This window comes from Thauera sp. DNT-1, from assembly GCF_055393985.1.
On sequence record NZ_AP043752.1, the window covers coordinates 2155863 to 2176054 of the forward strand.

A 20192-nucleotide genomic window follows, 5' to 3' on the forward strand; every position below is an offset into this window, starting at 1 on the left:
ACAGGCGGACACGCTGCGGTGATTAGCTACGAATATCCTCTCAACGAGCGCATCCGCACCTTGCTGCGCCTGGAGGACCTGCTCCTCAAGATTGCCCATTTCACCGCGGGCACGGCGCCGCAAGACCACCATGTCGCGCTGCTGACCATCTTCGAGACGCTCGAAGTGGCGAGCCGCGCAGACCTGAAGGTCGACCTGGTGCAGGAACTCGAGCGCCAGCGCCAGATCCTGATGTCCTTCCGCAACAACCCCGAGATCTCCGAGGAAGCGCTTGCCGGCGCGCTCTACGAGATCGAGCAGGCCTCCACCGGGCTGCTCGCGATGGCAGGCAAGATCGGCCAGTACCTGCGCGAGAACGAGTGGCTGATGAGCATCCGCAGCCGCGCGGCGATCCCGGGCGGAGTCTGCCAGTTCGACCTGCCGTCCTACCACTACTGGCTCAATCGCGACCCGGCCGTGCGCCGCGGCGACCTCGGCACCTGGATCCAGCCGATAGCGCCGATCCGCGATGGCATCGAGATCGTGCTGCGCCTGCTGCGCGCCAGCGGCCACCCCGAGCCGCTGCACGCACGTGCCGGCGCCTTCCAGCTCACCATGGCGGGGCGCACCGCACAGATGCTGCGCGTGCGTCTGGCGCAGTCCGAGACCGTGGTGCCCGAAATCAGCGCCAACAAGTACGCACTCAACGTGCGCTTCATGCTGCCCGAGACCGTCGCACGCCCACGCGTGGCCGAGCGCGACGTCGCCTTCGAACTGACCTTCTGCAGCCTGTGAACATGGACACCCGGGCCCGCACCGTGCGCTGCCCCACCTGCGGCAAGGACGTCGAATGGAAGCCGGAGAGCCGCTGGCGCCCGTTCTGCTCGGCGCGCTGCAAGCAGATCGACCTCGGCGAGTGGGCCTCGGAAGGCTACCGTGTGCCGAGTTCGCCGCCCGATGCGCCGCTCGACGAGATCGACTACCAGCCGCCCGGCGCGGGCGAGATGCCGCAGCGCTGAACGCCGCCGGCGCGGGCGGATTCGCCACCGCCTCGCGGCGCGTGCGCCTTCAATCCCGGACGGGCCTCCAGATCGCGCGGATCGCGGCGATGCCGTGCGCGCCGGCATCGCGCGCACGCTCCATGTCATCCGCTGCCAGCCCGCCGAGGGCGAACACCGGCAGCGGCAGGCCCGCCGCCGTGCTCGCGAACCCTTCCCAGCCCATCCCCGCCTGGCCGGGATGGGTCAGGGTCGGCTGCACCGGTCCGAGCAAGGCGTAGTCGAGCTCCAGCGCCGCGGCGCGCTCGAGCTCCGCGCGGTCGTGGCAGGACGCCCCCACCCAGGGGAAATCCGGTCGCGCCTGCACCGCCATCAGCCGGCGCGCCGGCAGATGCACGCCGTCGGCGCCGATGCGGCGCGCGAGCACCTCGTCCTCATTCACCACCAGCAGCCCGCCATGCGCCCGCACGCGCGCCAGCGCCGCGCGCGCGAAGGCCTCGCGTGCAGCATCGGGCAGCGTCGCCTCGCGCACCTGCACCAGGCGCAGACCGCCGGCGAGCGCACGCTCGAGCGCGTCGAGCTGGACCTCTACGCCGATCTCCGCCGCCTGGGTGATGCCCATCGTGCGCGGCAGGCGCAGAGCCTTCAGGATCGGTCCGTTGGCGGGCAGCATCGGCTCGCGCGCGGGGCCCTCGGGACGCACCCAGGCGAGGGCGCTGTGCACCCGGTCGGCGAGCTCGCCCTCCCAGGCCGCAACCTCTTGGAAGTGCAGGCGGACGTGGGCATGCTCGTAGAGGTGCTCGCGGCACAGCCAGGGCCGCAGCCGCGTGACGCGGATGCCGAGTTCCTCGTCGAGCTCGCGGACCAGAGCCTGCGCCGGGCTCTCGCCAGGCTCGACCTTGCCGCCGGGAAACTCCCAGTAGCCCGCATACACCGCATCCGGCGCGCGCTGGCCGAGCAGGTAACAACCGTCCTCGCGCAGCAGCACGCCGGCGGCGACCTCCACCCGCTTGCGCGTCATCGCGCGTCGTCCTGCAGGCGACCGGCATGGTCGCGGGCGAACTGCCAGGCGACGCGGCCCGAACGCGAGCCGCGCATCAGCGCCCACTGCAGCGCCTCCTGGCGGGCGGCGGAGATTTCGTCATCGCTCGCCCCGAAGCTGCGCAGCCAGTGCGCGACGATGTCGAGGTACTCGTCCTGGCTGAAGGGGTAGAAGGAGATCCACAGGCCGAAGCGCTCGGAGAGCGAGATCTTCTCTTCGACCGCCTCGCCCGGGTGCACCTCGCCATCGACATGGCGGGCCTGCAGATTCTCGTCGTGGTACTCCGGCATCAGGTGGCGGCGGTTGGAGGTGGCGTAGATCAGCACGTTGTCCGACATCGCCGACACCGAGCCGTCGAGCACGCTCTTCAAGGCCTTGTAGGCGTCCTCGCCCTCCTCGAAGGAAAGGTCGTCGCAGAAGAGGATGAAGCGCTCCGGCCGGCCGGCGACCAGTTCGACGATCTCGGGCAGGTCGACCAGGTCGGTCTTGTCCACCTCGATCAGGCGCAAGCCGCGCGCGGCGTATTCGTTGAGCAGGGCCTTGATCAGCGAGGACTTGCCGGTGCCGCGCGCGCCCGTGAGGAGCACGTTGTTGGCGCGCCGGCCGGCGAGGAACTGGCGGGTGTTGCGGTCGATGCGCGCCTTCTGCTCGTCCACGTCCTGGATGTCGGCGAGCATGATGCGGTGCGGCGCACGCACCGGGCGCAGCGCGGTACGGCCGTGGCGGCGCTGCCAGCGAAAGGCGACCGCGGCGTCCCAGTCGGGCGCGGCGGCAGGGCCGGGCAGCAGGGTTTCGAGGCGCGCCAGCACGCCTTCGGCGCGGGCGAGCAGCTCAGCGAGTTCCTTGGTCATCGGGGTTTCCGCAATCGTCCCGGTCGCGCGCGTGCGCGGACGACTGGCGCAGGGCGAGCCCTACGACCAGCAGCAGCGCGAGCGCGACACCGAGTTCGAGAAAGATCAGCCACACCTTCCGTCTCCGGCAGCCTGTGGGGGCCCGGTATACTGGCGGCAAAGACAGCCGAGTTCAACCAATGCCCCGCAAGATGCTCTGCCGCACCCGCAACGCCCTCTTCCCTTCCCTCTCCGCCCTGCTGGTGGCCGCTTGCGCCGCCCTGCCCGGCACGCCCGAACCCTCCGGAGAGCGCCCCTGCGTACCCTGTCCGAGCTGCGCGCCCTGCTCCGGCGCCGCACCAGCCGCCACGCCGGGCGCTCCGGCTGCCCCGGCCGCCCCAGCCGCAGCCGCGCTGCAGGCGAGCGACTGGGGCGCGATCGAAGGCTGGCAGCGCGACGAGCTGTCGGCGGCCTGGCCGGCGTTGCGCGCCTCCTGCGGCACCCTGGTGCGCCAGGCACCGTGGAAGGCAGCTTGCGAGGAGGCCGCCCGCCTGGGCGGAGCACCCGACGGCGGCACTGTGCGTCGCTTCCTCGAGAGCCGCTTCACGCCCTGGCAGGTGGTGAATCCCGACGGCAGCGCGAACGGGCTGGTGACCGGCTACTACGAGCCGCTGATCCGTGGCAGTCGCACGCGCGGCGGACGCAGCACCTGGCCGATCCATGGCGTGCCGCAGGACATGCTGACGATCGAGCTCGCCGACGTGTATCCGGAACTGAAGAGCCTGCGCCTGCGCGGCCGCCTCGTCGGCAACAAGGTGCTGCCGTACTGGAACCGCCAGCAGCTCTCCGAACGCGAGGTCCCGGCACCGGTGCTGCTGTGGGCGGACGATCCGATCGAACTCTTCTTCCTGCAGGTGCAGGGCTCGGGGCGGGTGCAGCTGCCCGACGGCAGCCTGGTGCGGGTCGGCTATGCCGACCAGAACGGCCATCCCTACCAGTCGATCGGGCGCTGGCTGGTCGCCCAGGGCGAGCTGACGCTGGACAAGGCCTCGATGGATGGGATCAAGCGCTGGGCGCAGGACAACCCGCGGCGCCTGCAGGAACTGCTCAATGCCAACCCGAGCTACGTCTTCTTCCGCGAGTTGCCCGCCTCGGGCGGCGGGCCGGTGGGCGCGCTCGGCGTGCCGCTCTCCGAGGGCCGCAGCATCGCGGTGGATCCGCGCTACGTGCCGCTGGGCGCACCGGTGTTCCTCTCGACCACGCAGCCGCTCAGCGAGCGCCCGCTCGAGCGCCTGGTCATGGCGCAGGACACCGGGGGCGCGATCAAGGGCGCAGTGCGTGCCGATTTCTTTTGGGGATTCGGTGCCGAGGCTGGCCGCGAGGCCGGGAAGATGCGTCAGCAGGGGCGGATGTGGGTGCTGCTGCCGAGGGGGATGAAGCCGCCCATGCCGCACTGACCCGATCCGCGGCGCGGGCGTGACCGTCCGCCCGCGCCCTGCGAGGGATCAGCGCTTGGCGGCGTCCATCGCCTTTTCGAGTTCGGCGCGCGGCAGGTAGCCGCCGATGCGCGAGCCGTCGGCGAGGAAGATCGTCGGCGTGCCGCTGATGCGGAGGCTCTGGCCGAGTTCGACGTTACGCGTGATGGTCGCGGTATCGCAGCTCGCCTTGGCGGGCTCCTTGCCATCGACCACCCAGTCGGTCCACGCCCTCCCCTTGTCCTTCGCGCACCAGATGTTGTCCGACTTGACACGCGAGTCCTCGCTCAGGATCGGATACAGGAAGGTGTACACGGTGACGTCGTCCATCTGCGCGAGCTCCTTGCCCAGGCGCTTGCAGTAGCCGCAGTTGGGATCCTCGAAGGTGGCGATCACGCGCGTGCCCTTGCCTTTCACGACCTTCACCGCGTGGTCGAGCGGCAGGGTGGAGAAGTCGATCGCGGAGAGCTGATTGAGGCGCGCCTGGGTCACGTCGCGGCGCGTGGCGGTATCGATGATGCTGCCGTCGATGATGAAGCTGTTCTTCGCATCGGTATACACGAGCTGGCCGTTCTTGAGCACGACCTCGTACAGCCCGGCATAGTCGGTACGAGTCACCCTCTCCACCGCCGGCGAGCCGATGAAGGCCTCCATGCTCTTCTTGACCCCGGCTTCGTCGGCGTGTGCGAACGTGGTCGCACCGAGCGCCAGGGCGAGGCCGAGGGGCCGGATCAGGGACGGGACGGAAAGGGCTTTCATCAAGTTCTCCACAGGGTTCAGAAGCGACCGTTGGCAGCGTAGCGCACCAGCGCATTTTTTAAGACCGGGACCCGCCCGGTCAGGTTCATCCCGAGATTGCGCAGGGTCGCCGAGAGGGGATCCTGGCGCCCGAACAAGCGACTCAGGGCATGCGTCGTGTACTGCAGCAGGAAGGGCTCTTCCGCACGCATGCGCGCATAGCGCCGCAGCACCGAAAGATCGCCTGCGTCCTGCCAGGACGGTAGCGCGTCGAGCACCTCCGCCAGCGCCTTCGCATCCTGAAAGCCGAGGTTGATGCCATGTCCCGAGAGCGGGTGGATCGCATGCGCGGCATCTCCGATCAGCGCCACCCTTGGGCGCACCGTCTCTTCCACGCGCATCAGACGCAGCGGAAAAGCGGCGCGCTGGCCGGCGAGCTCGAGCTTGCCGAGCGCGCGGCCGCCAGCCCCCTCCACGCGCGCGCAGAACGCCTCGGCCTCGAGCCCGAGCAGCTCGTCGGCGAACGCGTCGGGCGCGGACCACACCATGGACATGTGACGCCCGGGCAGGGGCAGCCAAGCCAACACGCCGTCGGCGCGGAACCACTGGTAAGCGACACCGCGACTGGGGCGCTCGCAGACGAAGTTGGCCACCACGCCGCGCTCGCCGTAGGGCGTGATCGTCGCGGCGATTCCGGCACGTTCGCGTACCCAGGAGTCGCGTCCGTCCGCACCGACGACCAACGCGGCTTTCAGGCTGCGACCGTCGCCCAGGCGCAACGTCGCCACATCTTCGTCGATCTCGAGCGCCTCCGGCGCCGCTGGACAGAACAGCGTGACGTTGTGCTGGCGCTTGAGGCTCTCCCAGATTTCGACATGAACCAAGCTGGACTCGCCGATCCAGGCAAGCTCCTCGAGTCCGCTGTCGTAGGCCGAAAATACGAGCTCGCCGCCCGCATCGCCGTGGATACGCATCTCGGCGACTTCAGCGAGGCGTTGGTGGTCCAGATGGGCCCACACGCCAAGCTGGTCCAGGAAGCGTGCGCTCACCGGGCTGTAGGCGTAGACGCGGGCGTCCCAGCCTTCGGGGCGGCGCGGCACAGCATGTTCGATCACGGCGATCCGCAGTGCGCTACGGCGCAGCGCTACCGCAAGCGCGGCCCCGGCGAGACCGCCGCCGACGATGATGAGGTCGAATTTCATCGCGATCCCCGGAAACTCGGTACAGCTTTGGATTGTGCCCGAGGGCGCGCCTTGCCGCCACGTACGCACTCGCGGAGTGCGGGGGGATCCGGCAGCTGTAAAGCACGACGCCCCAGGCACGGATGTGTGCGTGGGGCGTTGTGTTGGTGTGGTTAGTCTGACGATGACCTACTTTCACGAGGGCGGACCTCACTATCATCGGCGCATGTGCGTTTCACGGTCCTGTTCGGGAAGGGAAGGGGTGGTTCCACACAGCTATGGTCGTCAGACTTTGACTTGTTGCCTGCGTGGTTTGCAGGCCAAAGTTAGGAAGAAGTGTTGTGTGATTGTCTGGTTGCGTTGTTTTGGCAACCAGGGGGTTGAGTTCGTTTTGTTTTGAAGGTTATAGGATCAAGCCACACGGGCAATTAGTACCGGTTAGCTGAACGTGTTGCCACGCTTACACACCCGGCCTATCAACGTTGTGGTCTTCAACGACCCTTCAGGGGGCTCGAGGCCCCGGGGAAGTCTCATCTTGAGGCGAGTTTCCCGCTTAGATGCTTTCAGCGGTTATCTCTTCCGCACATAGCTACCCGGCGATGCGACTGGCGTCACAACCGGTACACCAGGGGTGCGTCCACTCCGGTCCTCTCGTACTAGGAGCAGGCCCTCTCAAACTTCCAGCGCCCACGGCAGATAGGGACCAAACTGTCTCACGACGTTTTAAACCCAGCTCACGTACCACTTTAAATGGCGAACAGCCATACCCTTGGGACCGGCTACAGCCCCAGGATGTGATGAGCCGACATCGAGGTGCCAAACTCCGCCGTCGATGTGAACTCTTGGGCGGAATCAGCCTGTTATCCCCAGAGTACCTTTTATCCGTTGAGCGATGGCCCTTCCATACAGAACCACCGGATCACTATGACCTGCTTTCGCACCTGCTCGACTTGTGGGTCTCGCAGTCAAGCCACCTTTTGCCATTGCACTATCAGTACGATGTCCGACCGTACCTAGGTGACCTTCGTACTCCTCCGTTACCTTTTGGGAGGAGACCGCCCCAGTCAAACTGCCCACCATGCACGGTCCCCGACCTGGATTCACAGGCCTGGGTTAGAACCTCGACGACACCAGGGTGGTATTTCAAGGTTGGCTCCACCGGAACTGGCGTCCCGGTTTCAAAGCCTCCCACCTATCCTACACAAGTCCCGTCAAAGTCCAATGCAAAGCTACAGTAAAGGTTCATGGGGTCTTTCCGTCTAGCCGCGGGGAGATTGCATCTTCACAAACATTTCAACTTCGCTGAGTCTCAGGAGGAGACAGTGTGGCCATCGTTACGCCATTCGTGCAGGTCGGAACTTACCCGACAAGGAATTTCGCTACCTTAGGACCGTTATAGTTACGGCCGCCGTTTACCGGGGCTTCGATCAAGAGCTTGCACCCCATCACTTAACCTTCCGGCACCGGGCAGGCGTCACACCCTATACGTCCACTTTCGTGTTTGCAGAGTGCTGTGTTTTTAATAAACAGTCGCAGCCACCGATTCTCTGCGACCCCGTTCCGCTCCGGCCGCGAGGGCCTTCACGTACCAGGGGCATACCTTCTCCCGAAGTTACGGTATCAATTTGCCGAGTTCCTTCTCCTGAGTTCTCTCAAGCGCCTTGGTATTCTCTACCAGCCCACCTGTGTCGGTTTGCGGTACGGTCACTCTTAGACTGAAGCTTAGAGGCTTTTCCTGGAAGCTGGGTATCACTCGCTTCGGATCCGAGGATCCTCGTCATCACGCCTCATCTAAGCCACGCGGATTTGCCTACGCGGCACGACTACACGCTTAAACCACCTATTCCAACAGATGGCCGAGCTAACCTTCTCCGTCCCCCCATCGCATCTAAGAGCGGTACAGGAATATTGACCTGTTTCCCATCGACTACGCATTTCTGCCTCGCCTTAGGGGCCGACTCACCCTGCGCCGATGAACGTTGCGCAGGAAACCTTGGGCTTACGGCGAGGGTGCTTTTCACACCCTTTATCGCTACTCATGTCAGCATTCGCACTTCCGATACCTCCAGCATCCCTTACGAGACACCTTCGCAGGCTTACGGAACGCTCCCCTACCACGTGTCAAAGACACATCCGCAGCTTCGGTTCATGGCTTGAGCCCCGTTACATCTTCCGCGCAGGACGACTCGACTAGTGAGCTATTACGCTTTCTTTAAAGGATGGCTGCTTCTAAGCCAACCTCCTAGCTGTCTATGCCTTCCCACCTCGTTTGCCACTTAGCCATGCATTTGGGACCTTAGCTGGCGGTCTGGGTTGTTTCCCTCTTGACACCGGACGTTAGCACCCGATGTCTGTCTGCCGTATATCACTTTGCGGTATTCGGAGTTTGCTATCGCGGGGTAGATCGCAATGACCCCCCCAACGATTACAGTGCTCTACCCCCGCAAGTGTCCGTACGACGCACTACCTAAATAGTTTTCGGGGAGAACCAGCTATTTCCGGATTTGTTTAGCCTTTCACCCCTATCCACAGCTCATCCCCTAACTTTTCAACGTTAGTGGGTTCGGACCTCCAGTACCTGTTACGGCACCTTCATCCTGGCCATGGATAGATCATCCGGTTTCGGGTCTACGCCCAGCTACTCTGACGCCCTTATCAGACTCGCTTTCGCTACGCCTCCCCTATTCGGTTAAGCTCGCAACTGAACGTAAGTCGCTGACCCATTATACAAAAGGTACGCAGTCACCCCTTTCGAGGCTCCCACTGTTTGTATGCATGCGGTTTCAGGATCTATTTCACTCCCCTCCCGGGGTTCTTTTCGCCTTTCCCTCACGGTACTGGTTCACTATCGGTCGATCACGAGTATTTAGCCTTGGAGGATGGTCCCCCCATCTTCAGACAGGATTTCTCGTGTCCCGCCCTACTTGTCGCACGCTCAGACCCGCCACCGGCTTTTCGCATACGGGACTATCACCCTGTATCGTCGGACTTTCCAGACCGTTTTGCTAAGCTGATGGTTTAGTCGTGCAGGCTCTTCCGTGTTCGCTCGCCACTACTTACGGAATCTCGGTTGATTTCTTTTCCTCGAGCTACTTAGATGTTTCAGTTCGCTCGGTTCGCCTCTACACACCTATGTATTCAGTGTGAGATGACCCTTGCGGGCCGGGTTTCCCCATTCGGACATCGTGGGATCAATGCTCTATTGCCAGCTCCCCCACGCTTTTCGCAGGCTTACACGTCCTTCATCGCCTGTGATCGCCAAGGCATCCACCACATGCACTTAGTCGCTTGATCCTATAACCTTGGACCCTCTTCGATGTTGCCATCCCGAAGGCCCGCGTACAGGAACGAACTCGTTTGTGCGATCCAGCCTGCGCTGACAAGCTCAGCCTGGATCGATGCAATCACACAACTTGCAGTACGCACCGGCTCGGTACGTACTACACTTCTTCCACTTTGTTAAAGAGCAAACCTCTACGCGCGACAGCCGAAGCTGCCGACCAAGAAGTAAGAGATGACGACGCCACGATCTTCGAGCGCCATCGACATCTCTTACTTCTCGAACCTGTTGCTTGGACAGTCCTGGTGGAGCTGGTCGGGATCGAACCGACGACCTACGGCTTGCAAAGCCGCCGCTCTCCCAGCTGAGCTACAGCCCCCCTGTCTCGAGCAACCCTTGATTGGTGGGTCTGGTTGGGTTCGAACCAACGACCCCCGCCTTATCAAGACGGTGCTCTAACCAGCTGAGCTACAGACCCTCATCCGAGGCTCTTCTCGCCTGAACAACCGATAAGTTGTGGATACTTGGCCATCATGGCCTGATCTCTTGAAAGGAGGTGATCCAGCCGCACCTTCCGATACGGCTACCTTGTTACGACTTCACCCCAGTCATGAATCTCACCGTGGTAAGCGCCCTCCCGAAGGTTAAGCTACCTACTTCTGGTGAAACCCACTCCCATGGTGTGACGGGCGGTGTGTACAAGACCCGGGAACGTATTCACCGCAGCATGCTGATCTGCGATTACTAGCGATTCCGACTTCACGTAGTCGAGTTGCAGACTACGATCCGGACTACGATCGGCTTTAAGGGATTGGCTCCACCTCGCGGCTTGGCAACCCTCTGTACCGACCATTGTATGACGTGTGAAGCCCTACCCATAAGGGCCATGAGGACTTGACGTCATCCCCACCTTCCTCCGGTTTGTCACCGGCAGTCTCACTAGAGTGCCCAACCAAATGATGGCAACTAGTGACAAGGGTTGCGCTCGTTGCGGGACTTAACCCAACATCTCACGACACGAGCTGACGACAGCCATGCAGCACCTGTGTTCTGGCTCCCGAAGGCACCCTCGCCTCTCAGCAAGGTTCCAGACATGTCAAGGGTAGGTAAGGTTTTTCGCGTTGCATCGAATTAATCCACATCATCCACCGCTTGTGCGGGTCCCCGTCAATTCCTTTGAGTTTTAACCTTGCGGCCGTACTCCCCAGGCGGTCGACTTCACGCGTTAGCTGCGTCACTCAGTGCATTGCTGCTCCGAACGACTAGTCGACATCGTTTAGGGCGTGGACTACCAGGGTATCTAATCCTGTTTGCTCCCCACGCTTTCGTGCATGAGCGTCAGTACAGGCCCAGGGGGCTGCCTTCGCCATCGGTGTTCCTCCTGATCTCTACGCATTTCACTGCTACACCAGGAATTCCACCCCCCTCTGCCGTACTCTAGCCTTGCAGTCACAAACGCAGTTCCCAGGTTAAGCCCGGGGATTTCACATCTGTCTTACAAAACCGCCTGCGCACGCTTTACGCCCAGTAATTCCGATTAACGCTCGCACCCTACGTATTACCGCGGCTGCTGGCACGTAGTTAGCCGGTGCTTCTTAGTCCGGTACCGTCATCCATGGCCTATGTTAGAGACCACGATTTCTTCCCGGCCGAAAGAGCTTTACAACCCGAAGGCCTTCTTCACTCACGCGGCATGGCTGGATCAGGCTTGCGCCCATTGTCCAAAATTCCCCACTGCTGCCTCCCGTAGGAGTCTGGGCCGTGTCTCAGTCCCAGTGTGGCGGATCATCCTCTCAGACCCGCTACGGATCGTCGCCTAGGTGAGCCTTTACCTCACCTACTAGCTAATCCGACATCGGCCGCTCCAATCGCGCGAGGTTCCGAAGAATCCCCCGCTTTCCCCCTCAGGGCGTATGCGGTATTAGCGTAGCTTTCGCTACGTTATCCCCCACGACATGGGCACGTTCCGATGCATTACTCACCCGTTCGCCACTCGCCGGCAGGCCGAAGCCCCCGCTGCCGTTCGACTTGCATGTGTAAAGCATGCCGCCAGCGTTCAATCTGAGCCAGGATCAAACTCTTAAGTTCAATCCAGCAAAGTACTCAAAATACTGACTTACATCAGCATGAGCACCAATCATTGTGATACCTATGCGACCAAAGTCGCCGACCACAACAACCAAGCACCCACACTTATCGGTTGTCCAAGTTTTTAAAGAATCGCTGCGTTGCCGCAGCGAAGAAGCGAGATTATGTAGAACCTACATCGCCCTGTCAAGCATCTCGCGAATCTTTTTTTGCGCCGCCCCGCCAAAAACACGGAACAACAAGACCCGCAACACCCGACTGCCTCTCCCTTCCCGCCCCGCTGCGCCTGAACTCAAGCACCGCTGCGCTGGAAGAGGTGCGCATTATAGACAACCAAATCCTGACGTCAAGAAAAAACAACAAAGATTCCGATGGAAGCATGCGAGCAACGCCGACGGGACCCCGGGACCGATCACCGAGCACAACACACCTCTGGCGCCAGCGTCTCTACGGGCCTCCCGCAGGGCCCGACGCAGGAACAATCGCTTGGTGACGACCGCCGATCTTCCTGCGCAAACCGCAAAATCGCGACCATCCTGCGATAGGGCTCAGTACATGCCGGGGGCGGCGGCGTAGTTCTCGAAGCGCGTATTCTCCCCGATGAAGGTGAGGCGCACGGTGCCGGTGGGACCGTTACGATGCTTGCCGATGATCAGTTCGGCCGTCCCCTTGTCGGGCGAATCGGGGTTGTAGACCTCGTCGCGATAGATGAACATGATGATGTCCGCGTCCTGCTCGATGGCACCGGACTCGCGCAGATCGGACATCACCGGGCGCTTGTTGGGACGCTGCTCGAGGCTGCGGTTGAGCTGGGAAAGCGCCATGATCGGCACGTTCAACTCCTTGGCCAGCGACTTTACCGAACGCGAGATCTCGGACAGCTCGGAGGCACGGTTGTCGCCCTCGCGCGTGCCGCTCATCAGCTGCAGGTAGTCGATCACGATCAGACCGAGCCTGCCGCACTGGCGCGCCAGGCGACGCGCACGGGCGCGCAGGTCGATCGGGTTGAGGCCGGGCGTCTCGTCGATGTAGAGCGGCGCGTCGTAGAGCTTGCCCATCGCCATGGTCAGACGCTGCCAGTCGTCGTCGGTCAGGCGTCCACTGCGGATCTTCTGCATGTCGATGCGACCCACCGAGGAGATGAAGCGAGTCGCGAGCTGCGTGCCGGGCATCTCCATCGAGAAGATCGCAACCGGCAGGCGCTGCTCGATCGCGATGTGCTCGGCAAGGTTGAGCGCGAAGGTGGTCTTGCCCATCGCCGGACGGCCGGCGACGATGATCATGTCGGACGGCTGCAGGCCGGAGGTCTTCTCGTCGAGGTCGACCAGGCCGGTCGGCACGCCGGTGACCTCGGAGGGGTTGTCGCGATCGTAGAGTTCCTGCACGCGATCCACGACCTGCTTGAGGATTGGCTGGATCGAGACGAAACCGCTGGCGTGGCGCGCGCCGGCCTCGGCGATCTCGAAGACCTTGGCCTCGGCCTCGTCGAGCAGCGCCTTGGCGTCCTTGCCCGACGGACTGAGCGCACTGGCAGCGATCTCGTCTCCCACCGCCACGAGCTTGCGCAGGATCGCGCGCTCGCGGACGATCTCCGCGTAGCGCCGGATGTTCGCCGCCGACGGCGTGTTGTTGGCGAGCTCGGCGATGTAGGCGAGACCGCCGGCCTGCTCGGCCTCGCCGTTCTTCTCCAGCGACTCGAACACGGTGACCGCATCCGCCGGTCGCCCCTGGTCGATCAGCTTGGTGATGTGGCGATAGATGCGGCGGTGGTCGTCGCGATAGAAATCGGCCTCGTTCACCAGGTCGGCGACACGCTCCCAAGCCTGGTTGTCGAGCAGGATGCCGCCGATCAGCGACTGCTCGGCCTCCAGCGAGTGCGGCGGCAGCTTGATCTGCGCGAGCTGCGGATCGGCGGAGAAATCGGAGAAACGGGAAGACGCGGAACTCATCGGATGCACCATCGGGGCCGGACCGCACATTGTAGCGAGCCGGACCGCGAGACGTTGGCGAAGGGAACGCGCCGCAGGGGCGCAGGAAACAAAAAGGGCTGCCAGCGGCAGCCCTCTTCGTGATGCACGTACAGATCGCGATTACTGCTCGGCAGCCACCACGACGGTGATGTTCGCGAGCACGTCGGCGTGCAGCGACACTTCGAGCTGGGTCTCGCCGACCTGCTTGAGCGGGCCGTCCGGCATGCGGATGGCGGAACGCTCGATGTCGAAGCCCTTGGCGGCGAGCGCCTCGGAGATGTCGGCATTGCCGACCGAGCCGAACAGACGGCCGTCCATGCCCGCCTTGCGAGCAACTTCGACGCTGACGCCTTCGAGCTTGCCCGCCAGCTCCTGGGCCGCAGCCAGCTTTTCGGCCTGGACGCGCTCGAGCTCGGCACGACGCGCTTCGAACTCGGCCAGATTGGCCTGGGTCGCGCGCTTCGCCTTGCCCTGCGGGATCAGGAAGTTGCGGGCGTAGCCGTCCTTGACCTTGACGACGTCGCCGAGACCACCGAGGTTCACGACTTTCTCGAGAAGAATGATCTGCATGGGTTCGTTCTCCTCTTACTGGTGCAGGTCGGTGTAAGGCATCAGGGCCAGGAAGCGGGCGCGCTTGACCGCGACCGACAGCTGACGCTGGTAACCCGCCTTGGTGCCGGTGATGCGCGCCGGCATGATCTTGGCGTTTTCGGTGATGAAGTCCTTGAGGATGTCCACATCCTTGTAGTCGACTTCCTCGATCTTCTCCGCGGTGAAGCGGCAGAACTTGCGACGCTTGAACAGACCACGACCGCCGCGATCGTCCTTCTTCTTGAACTTGGATTTGGGCTTGAAGGCCATTTTCAGTTTCCTTCGAGAAATTCGATTGTGTTCAGGTGCAGAACCGGAGTTCGGCTGCGCAGGCTCTTCGCGGCGAGGAATCCGGTGGCGCGCAGCGCACTCCCGGGAACCGCCACAGCCAGCACCGCCGCCAGATCGCCCAGCGCCACCGCCTGCACTTCCACCGAAACCTCGCGGGTCAGGCCCGCTTCGACTTGTTTCGATTCGTGCGCCAGCACACAGCTGGCGACCGGTATTCCGGCAGGGGTTCGACGCAGCGGCAGCACTTCGGCCACGCGCGCATCGAGGCGCAGTTCGTTCAGACCCGGCTCAGGCAACTCAGGCGGCAGCGGCTTCGCTGTCGGCCGGCTTGGCGTCGTCGGCACCGATGTTCATCGAGCGCGACTTCTCTTCCTTCATCATCGGCGAAGGCGTGGTGACGGCCTTCTTCATCTTGATGGTGAGGTGACGCAGCACGGCGTCGTTGAACTTGAACGAGTGCTCGAGTTCGGCCAGCGTCTCGCCGTCGCACTCGATGTTCATCAGCACGTAGTGGGCCTTGTGCACCTTTTGGATCGGGTAGGCCATCTGACGACGCCCCCAGTCTTCCAGGCGGTGGATCTGGCCGTTGCGGGTGGTCACGATGGACTTGTAGCGCTCGACCATCGCCGGCACCTGCTCGGACTGGTCCGGGTGCACGATGAAGACGATTTCATAATGTCGCATGCAAACTCCTTGCGGTTGGTTGTTGCAGCCCCCCGGCATGCGGTCCGGTGGAGCAAGGGAAGCTCGCCAGTCTAACAAGAAAACCCGGAAAATCAAAGACACTGAAGAAGCCCGGAAGTCGGGAGCGCGGTTGCAAAAGCCCGCTTACACTCTGCGACTGCCTCGTGGCGTCCGCCTCGCCTAGTATCCGGATCACCGGGGCCCTGCCCTGCAACGAAGAAATCGAACGAGGCAGACCATGAACACGACCCTGACCCGCAAGATCGCCACCGCCCTGCTCTGCGGCAGCGTCCTCGCCGCTGCCGCGCCTGCCGCCTACGCCGACCGGGACGACCGCGGCCCGCGCTGGGGCCACCACAAGCACCACTACAAGCACGATCATCGCCGCCACTGGGACGAGCGCACGGTGTATCGCGAGAAGGTCATCATCCGTGAACGCCCGCGCTACTACCGCGAGGCGGAGATCCACAACCACTACTACGAGCGCCCCTACCGCTCTTACAGCTACAGCCGCTCGCCCGCCGTGGTCATCGGCGTGGATATCCCGCCGCTGGTGATCCCGCTGCGCTGAACACCCCCCGCTCCATCCCCGTTCGCAGGGCGCGGCCTCACTCCCCTGACGGCACGCCCGGCCGAGCCGGTCGCGCGACTCAGCGCGGCCGGCTCTCCCAGATCTTCTGCAGACGCTTCACCGACACCGGCATCGGCGTCCTAAGCTCCTGCGCGTACAAGCCCACGCGCAACTCCTCCAGCAGCCAGCGGAACTCTTCCAGCGCCGGATCTTCCACGCCCGCGCGCCGGCGGGCGAGGCGCTCGCGCTCCCAGGCCTGGGCGAGCTGCTTCCACTCCGCCATGGCCTGGGCGTCGCGCGCCGGATTGTTGCGGAGTTTGTCGAGCCGCACCGCGGCACCCTTGAGATAGCGTGCGAAGTGCGCCAGCTTGTCCCACTCGAAGGCGACGAGGAAGTCCTTCGGCAGCAGCGCACCGAGCTGGCCCTGGATATCAGCCACCACCTCGGGAAAGGTCTTCAGCCCGGACAGGCGCTTCTGCAGCGCCGCATGCTCGACCAGCAGCTGGCCGGTCAGGCGCATGAACTCCTGCGCAACCAGGCTCACCCGCGACTTGGCCTCGGCGCAGCGCTTCGCGAACGCGTCGGCATCCGTAGGCAAAGGCTCGAGCAGGCAGCAGCGGCCCAGCGTCGCCTCGATCAGGCGCGCCTTCAGCTCGGCCTCGGTGCCGAAGCCCATGTACTGCAGCGCGAGCTCGCGCAAGCCGGGCAGACGCTCGACCGCGCGCACCTGGTCCTTGAGGTTGAGCGCGAACAGGCGGGCGAGGCCGCGGCGATGCACGCGCGACGCCTCCTCGGGCGTGTCGTGGGGGCGTAACGAGACGCTGTCGCCGTCGTCGTGCAGCGCAGGAAAACCGATCACCTCACGGCCGGCGACGCGCACCTCGAGCAACTCGGGCAGGGCGCCGAAAGTCCACGCAGTGAAGCCGGACAGCACCTGCGCCGGGAGTTCGGCAGGCGCAGCGCTCCGGCCTGCCGGGTCGCCCGCCGCCTTGCCGCTCCCTTTGCCCCCCGGCTGCCCCGCCCCGGCACGGCCACCCACATCCGCCGCGGCATCACGCGCATCCGCGCCGGAGCGCGCACGGCCGGCGACCTCGCCCGCAACGGAGTCGGATCCGCCCCCCCGCGCGCTGACGCCCGCTCCGCCGGCACCGACGCCTTGGCCACCACCCGCGCCCCCGACGCCCACCACCGACAGCGCCCCCGCGAGCGCGCCGCCGATCTTCGCCGCCGAGAAGCGCGCCGCCACCTGCTCGCGGAAGCGCGCACGCAGCTCCATCAGGTTGCGCGACTGCCCCATCAAGCGGCCGTGCTCGTCGATCACGCGGAAGTTCATGAAGCAGTGCGGCTTCAGGTTCTCCGGGCGGAAGCTCTCCAGCGGCAGCTTCAACTGCACGCGCTCCTCCACGAAGCGTTGCAGCATCTTCAGCAGCGGCTCGTCGGTGTCGAACTCGCCGGCCTCGAAGACCGCCATGAAGGCCGCCGCGCTCTCGGCCACCGGCTGCAGGCGGTGGCGGTGCTTCTGCGGCACGGTCTTCATCAGCGCCGCAACCTTCTCTTCGAGCAGTCCCGGCACCAGCCACTCGCAGCGGTTGGCGGGGATCTGGTTGAGCATCGCCAGCGGCACCGCGAGCGTCACGCCGTCGTCGGCCTCGCCAGGCTGGTGCAGATAGGCGAGCTTCAACTTCTGCCCGAGCACCTCCAGCGTCGGCGGGAAACGGTCGGTGGTCACCCCTTCCGCGTCGTGGCGCATCAGTTGCTCGCGCGACAGATGCAGCAGCTTGGGCTCGGCCTTCTCCGCCGGCTTGCGCCACGCCTCCAGCCCCGCCAGGTCGCAGACCTCCGCGGGGAGCTTGCTGTCGTAGAAGGCCTCGATCAGGGTCTCGTCCACCAGCACGTCGGGGCGGCGCGACTTGTGCTCGAGGCGCTCGATCTCCGCCACCAGGCGCTGGTTATGGGCGAGGAAGGCCATCGCGCGCGCCGGCCCCTCGGCGATCTCGCCCTGCACCAGGCCCTCGCGGATGAAGAGCTCGCGGCACAGCGCGGGGTCGATGTCGCGATAGGCCACGCCGCGGCGCGGATAGATCACCAGTCCGTACAGCGTGCCGCGCTCCCAGGCGCGCACCGCGCCGGACGCCTTCGACCAGTGCGGCTCGAACACCTGGCGCTTGATCAGGTGGCCGCCGACCTCCTCCACCCACTCCGGCTCGATGCGCGCGATGCAGCGCCCGAACAAGCGGCTGGTCTCGACCTGCTCGGCGGCCATGATCCACTTTCCGGCCTTCTTCGCCAGCGCGGAGCCCGGGTGCGGCCAGAACTTGATCCCGCGCGCGCCGAGGTAGGCGCCGGCCTGCGGCCCCGAGGCATCCTCGACCTTGCAGCCGATGTTGCCGAGCAGCCCGGCGAGCAGCGCCTTGTGGATCGCCTCGTAGTTCGCCGGCTGTTCGTTCTCCTTCCAGCCGTGCTCGGCGCACAGGGTGTGGAGCTGGGCGAACACATCGCGCCACTCGCGCATGCGCATGTAGTTGAGGAAGTGCTTCTTGCACCAGGCCTTCTGCTTGCTGGAGGACTCGTGGCGCTGGACCTCGTCCCAGGCCTTCCACAGGTGCCAGTACCACAGGAACTCGGACTTCTGATCCTGCTCCCCGCCGCGGAACCTGGCGTGCGCCTGGTCGGCGGCACCCGGGCTGTCCTGCGGGCGCTCGCGCGGGTCCTGCACCGACAGCGCGGCGGCGATCACCAGCAACTCGGCGAGCGCGCCACGGTCGCGCGCGGCCAGGATCATGCGGCCGATGCGCGGGTCGAGCGGCAGCTTGGCGAGCTCGACGCCGGTCGGGGTGAGCTTGCGTTCATCGTCGTCGCTGACCGCGCCCAACTCGGCCAGCAGCGCGTAGCCGTCGCCGATCAGGCGCGCGCCGGGCGCGTCGATGAAGGGGAAGTCCTCCACCGCGCCGAGCTTCAGGGCCTTCATGCGCAGGATCACGCCGGCGAGCGACGACCGCAGGATCTCGGGATCGGTGTGCGCCGGGCGGCGGTTGAAGTCGTCCTCGTCGTAGAGGCGGATGCAGATGCCGTCCATGACACGACCGCAGCGCCCGGCGCGCTGCTGCGCGGCCGACCGGGCGATCTTCTCGACCTGCAGCTGCTCGACCTTGTTGCGCGGCGAGTAGCGCTTGATGCGTGCGAGTCCGGTGTCGACCACGTAGCGGATGCCCGGCACGGTCAGCGAGGTCTCGGCGACGTTGGTCGACAGCACCACCCGGCGGCCGTTGGAGGCCGAGAACACGCGCGCTTGCTCCTGCGCCGACTGGCGCGCGAACAGCGGCAGGATCTCGGTGCCGGGCAGGTGGTGCGCCTTGCGCAGCGCCTCGGCGGCCTCGCGGATCTCGCGCTCGCCGGGCAGGAAAACCAGCACGTCACCCGGGCCGCAGCGCTGGGCCTCGTCGACCGCATCGACCAGCGCGTCCATGAGGTCGCGGCTCCTGTCCTTGGCGGCCTCCCTGCCACCCTTGGCGGCGCTGCGCGCGGCCGCGGCGGGGTCAATCCCCTCGCTCTCCACCGGCCGGTAGCGCATCTCGATCGGATACAACCGGCCCGACACCTCGATCACCGGCGCCGGCTTGCCCGCGGCATCGGCAAAGTGCCGGGCGAAACGCTCGGCATCCAGCGTCGCCGAGGTCACCACCACCTTCAGATCCGGCCGGCGTGGCAGCAGGGTCTTCAGGTAGCCGAGCAGGAAATCGATGTTGAGGCTGCGCTCGTGCGCCTCGTCGATGATCAACGTGTCGTAGGCGGCGAGCAGCGGGTCGGTCTGGGTCTCGGCGAGCAGGATGCCGTCGGTCATCAGCTTGACGTGGCTGCGCTCGCCGGTCTTGTCGGTGAAGCGGATCTTGTAGCCCACGACCTCGCCGAGCGGGCTCTTGAGCTCCTGCGCGATGCGGCTCGCGGTGGCGCGTGCGGCCAGGCGACGCGGCTGGGTGTGGCCGATGAGGCCGGCGACGCCGCGGCCTAGCGTCATCGCGATCTTCGGCAGCTGGGTGGTCTTGCCCGAGCCGGTCTCGCCGCACACGATGATGACCTGGTGGGCGGCGAGGGCCGTGGCGATCTCGTCGCGGCGCCCGGACACTGGCAGCTCGGGCGGGAAGTCCGGCACCGGCAACGCGGCGCGGCGTGCGCGCAGCGCGGCGCGCGAGCGTTCGAGCAGGGCATCGAAGTCCGCCTGCAGGCGCAGGCGCTGCGCCGTGGCGCGCTCGTCCGCGCATGGCGGGTGGGAGAGGTCGCGCGCCATGCGGCGCAGGCGCGGGCGGTCGCCGCTCAGACAGTCATCGAAGTTCGGCAGCGCGGACGGGCGGCGCGCGCCCTTGTGTTCAGCCCTCATGGATCCGTTTCGGCTTCGTCGAGCCGCGCATTATCTCCCGCATCTTCGCCTTGTTGGCGCCGCAGTGCGACAATGACGCCCATCCACGAACGAGCCGCC

15 protein-coding genes, 2 tRNA genes and 3 rRNA genes are annotated in these 20192 nt (G+C 65.0%); 4 read left to right on the forward strand and 16 right to left on the reverse strand.

Going from position 1 to position 20192, the window contains the following annotated elements:
• Positions 1-18: 18 nt before the first annotated feature.
• Together zapD and ACZ5PP_RS09990 are read left to right on the forward strand one after the other, a co-directional pair.
• Positions 19-774 carry a cell division protein ZapD gene (gene zapD / locus ACZ5PP_RS09985; protein ID WP_004326474.1) on the forward strand — a complete coding sequence of 252 codons (756 nt, stop codon included), beginning with the start codon at positions 19-21 and terminating at the stop codon, positions 772-774.
• A gap of 2 nt (positions 775-776) precedes the next feature.
• The gene (locus tag ACZ5PP_RS09990; protein WP_004326475.1) at positions 777-998 is read left to right on the forward strand and encodes a DNA gyrase inhibitor YacG; all 222 of its coding nucleotides are present in this window, start codon (positions 777-779) and stop codon (positions 996-998) included.
• Between the two features lie 49 nt (positions 999-1047).
• Here the strand turns inward: ACZ5PP_RS09990 and ACZ5PP_RS09995 are convergent, their stop codons facing one another.
• Genes ACZ5PP_RS09995 through ACZ5PP_RS10005 form a run of 3 tightly spaced genes read right to left on the reverse strand, consistent with a single transcriptional unit; the run spans position 1048 to position 2985 of the window.
• Complete coding sequence (locus ACZ5PP_RS09995) at positions 1048-1998, reverse strand: Nudix family hydrolase (RefSeq protein ID WP_374615898.1); 951 nt, start codon at positions 1996-1998, stop codon at positions 1048-1050.
• Positions 1995-2870 (reverse strand): ATP-binding protein, encoded by an 876-nt coding sequence (locus ACZ5PP_RS10000; protein ID WP_004326477.1) that lies wholly within the window; start codon positions 2868-2870, stop codon positions 1995-1997. The genes ACZ5PP_RS09995 and ACZ5PP_RS10000 overlap by 4 nt, the downstream gene beginning before the upstream one ends.
• On the reverse strand, positions 2851-2985 hold the full coding sequence (locus tag ACZ5PP_RS10005; protein WP_012586053.1) for a hypothetical protein: 135 nt from the start codon (positions 2983-2985) through the stop codon (positions 2851-2853). Before ACZ5PP_RS10005 ends, ACZ5PP_RS10000 begins: the two co-directional genes overlap by 20 nt.
• A gap of 64 nt (positions 2986-3049) precedes the next feature.
• Between ACZ5PP_RS10005 and mltA the strand changes: the two genes are divergently transcribed.
• The gene (gene mltA, locus ACZ5PP_RS10010; protein ID WP_012586054.1) at positions 3050-4306 is read left to right on the forward strand and encodes a murein transglycosylase A; all 1257 of its coding nucleotides are present in this window, start codon (positions 3050-3052) and stop codon (positions 4304-4306) included.
• Positions 4307-4354: 48 nt separating this feature from the next.
• On the opposite strand, the gene ACZ5PP_RS10015 is transcribed toward mltA, so the two are convergent.
• The 12 genes from ACZ5PP_RS10015 to rpsF all read right to left on the reverse strand — a co-directional run bounded on the left by ACZ5PP_RS10015 (position 4355) and on the right by rpsF (position 15147).
• Positions 4355-5083 carry a DsbC family protein gene (locus ACZ5PP_RS10015; protein WP_004327259.1) on the reverse strand — a complete coding sequence of 243 codons (729 nt, stop codon included), beginning with the start codon at positions 5081-5083 and terminating at the stop codon, positions 4355-4357.
• 17 nt (positions 5084-5100) lie between these two features.
• Positions 5101-6264: a UbiH/UbiF family hydroxylase gene (locus tag ACZ5PP_RS10020; RefSeq protein ID WP_464827016.1), complete on the reverse strand. Its 1164-nt coding sequence runs from the start codon at positions 6262-6264 to the stop codon at positions 5101-5103.
• Between the two features lie 155 nt (positions 6265-6419).
• A 5S ribosomal RNA gene (rrf, locus tag ACZ5PP_RS10025) occupies positions 6420-6533 on the reverse strand.
• Positions 6534-6650: 117 nt separating this feature from the next.
• Positions 6651-9537, reverse strand: a 23S ribosomal RNA gene (locus tag ACZ5PP_RS10030).
• A 289-nt stretch (positions 9538-9826) separates the two neighbouring features.
• Positions 9827-9902 (reverse strand) — tRNA-Ala (locus tag ACZ5PP_RS10035).
• A gap of 22 nt (positions 9903-9924) precedes the next feature.
• A tRNA-Ile gene (locus tag ACZ5PP_RS10040) sits at positions 9925-10001 on the reverse strand.
• 71 nt (positions 10002-10072) lie between these two features.
• A 16S ribosomal RNA gene (locus tag ACZ5PP_RS10045) occupies positions 10073-11611 on the reverse strand.
• The 16S, 23S and 5S rRNA genes sit together here with 2 tRNA genes alongside, the layout of an rRNA operon.
• Positions 11612-12159: 548 nt before the next feature.
• Positions 12160-13560: a replicative DNA helicase gene (dnaB, locus tag ACZ5PP_RS10050; RefSeq protein WP_040829426.1), complete on the reverse strand. Its 1401-nt coding sequence runs from the start codon at positions 13558-13560 to the stop codon at positions 12160-12162.
• 141 nt (positions 13561-13701) lie between these two features.
• Positions 13702-14151 (reverse strand): 50S ribosomal protein L9, encoded by a 450-nt coding sequence (gene rplI / locus ACZ5PP_RS10055; protein WP_004321663.1) that lies wholly within the window; start codon positions 14149-14151, stop codon positions 13702-13704.
• Between the two features lie 15 nt (positions 14152-14166).
• The gene (gene rpsR / locus ACZ5PP_RS10060; RefSeq protein ID WP_002933051.1) at positions 14167-14442 is read right to left on the reverse strand and encodes a 30S ribosomal protein S18; all 276 of its coding nucleotides are present in this window, start codon (positions 14440-14442) and stop codon (positions 14167-14169) included.
• 2 nt (positions 14443-14444) lie between these two features.
• A complete protein-coding gene (gene priB / locus ACZ5PP_RS10065) occupies positions 14445-14717 on the reverse strand; it encodes a primosomal replication protein N (protein WP_231570744.1) in 273 nt (90 codons plus the stop codon).
• Positions 14718-14760: 43 nt separating this feature from the next.
• Entirely contained in the window at positions 14761-15147 is a 387-nt protein-coding gene (gene rpsF, locus ACZ5PP_RS10070) for a 30S ribosomal protein S6 (RefSeq protein ID WP_004321668.1), read from the reverse strand.
• Positions 15148-15385: 238 nt separating this feature from the next.
• Here rpsF and ACZ5PP_RS10075 point away from each other — a divergent pair, with 238 nt between their 5' ends.
• A complete protein-coding gene (locus ACZ5PP_RS10075; RefSeq protein ID WP_004321671.1) occupies positions 15386-15718 on the forward strand; it encodes a hypothetical protein in 333 nt (110 codons plus the stop codon).
• A gap of 79 nt (positions 15719-15797) precedes the next feature.
• Here the strand turns inward: ACZ5PP_RS10075 and hrpA are convergent, their stop codons facing one another.
• Entirely contained in the window at positions 15798-20003 is a 4206-nt protein-coding gene (gene hrpA / locus ACZ5PP_RS10080) for an ATP-dependent RNA helicase HrpA (protein ID WP_464827050.1), read from the reverse strand.
• Between the last annotated feature and the right edge of the window lie 189 nt (positions 20004-20192).

Excerpts from the sequence above, each read along its gene's own strand:
- ACZ5PP_RS09990 (WP_004326475.1), top strand. The coding sequence starts at position 777 with ATGGACACCCGGGCCCGCACCGTGCGCTGCCCCACCTGCGGCAAGGAC.
- ACZ5PP_RS09995 (WP_374615898.1), bottom strand. The coding sequence starts at position 1,998 with ATGACGCGCAAGCGGGTGGAGGTCGCCGCCGGCGTGCTGCTGCGCGAG.
- ACZ5PP_RS10000 (WP_004326477.1), bottom strand. The coding sequence starts at position 2,870 with ATGACCAAGGAACTCGCTGAGCTGCTCGCCCGCGCCGAAGGCGTGCTG.
- mltA (WP_012586054.1), top strand. The coding sequence starts at position 3,050 with ATGCCCCGCAAGATGCTCTGCCGCACCCGCAACGCCCTCTTCCCTTCC.
- ACZ5PP_RS10015 (WP_004327259.1), bottom strand. The coding sequence starts at position 5,083 with ATGAAAGCCCTTTCCGTCCCGTCCCTGATCCGGCCCCTCGGCCTCGCC.
- ACZ5PP_RS10020 (WP_464827016.1), bottom strand. The coding sequence starts at position 6,264 with ATGAAATTCGACCTCATCATCGTCGGCGGCGGTCTCGCCGGGGCCGCG.
- dnaB (WP_040829426.1), bottom strand. The coding sequence starts at position 13,560 with ATGAGTTCCGCGTCTTCCCGTTTCTCCGATTTCTCCGCCGATCCGCAG.
- rplI (WP_004321663.1), bottom strand. The coding sequence starts at position 14,151 with ATGCAGATCATTCTTCTCGAGAAAGTCGTGAACCTCGGTGGTCTCGGC.
- rpsR (WP_002933051.1), bottom strand. The coding sequence starts at position 14,442 with ATGGCCTTCAAGCCCAAATCCAAGTTCAAGAAGAAGGACGATCGCGGC.
- rpsF (WP_004321668.1), bottom strand. The coding sequence starts at position 15,147 with ATGCGACATTATGAAATCGTCTTCATCGTGCACCCGGACCAGTCCGAG.
- ACZ5PP_RS10075 (WP_004321671.1), top strand. The coding sequence starts at position 15,386 with ATGAACACGACCCTGACCCGCAAGATCGCCACCGCCCTGCTCTGCGGC.
- hrpA (WP_464827050.1), bottom strand. The coding sequence starts at position 20,003 with ATGGCGCGCGACCTCTCCCACCCGCCATGCGCGGACGAGCGCGCCACG.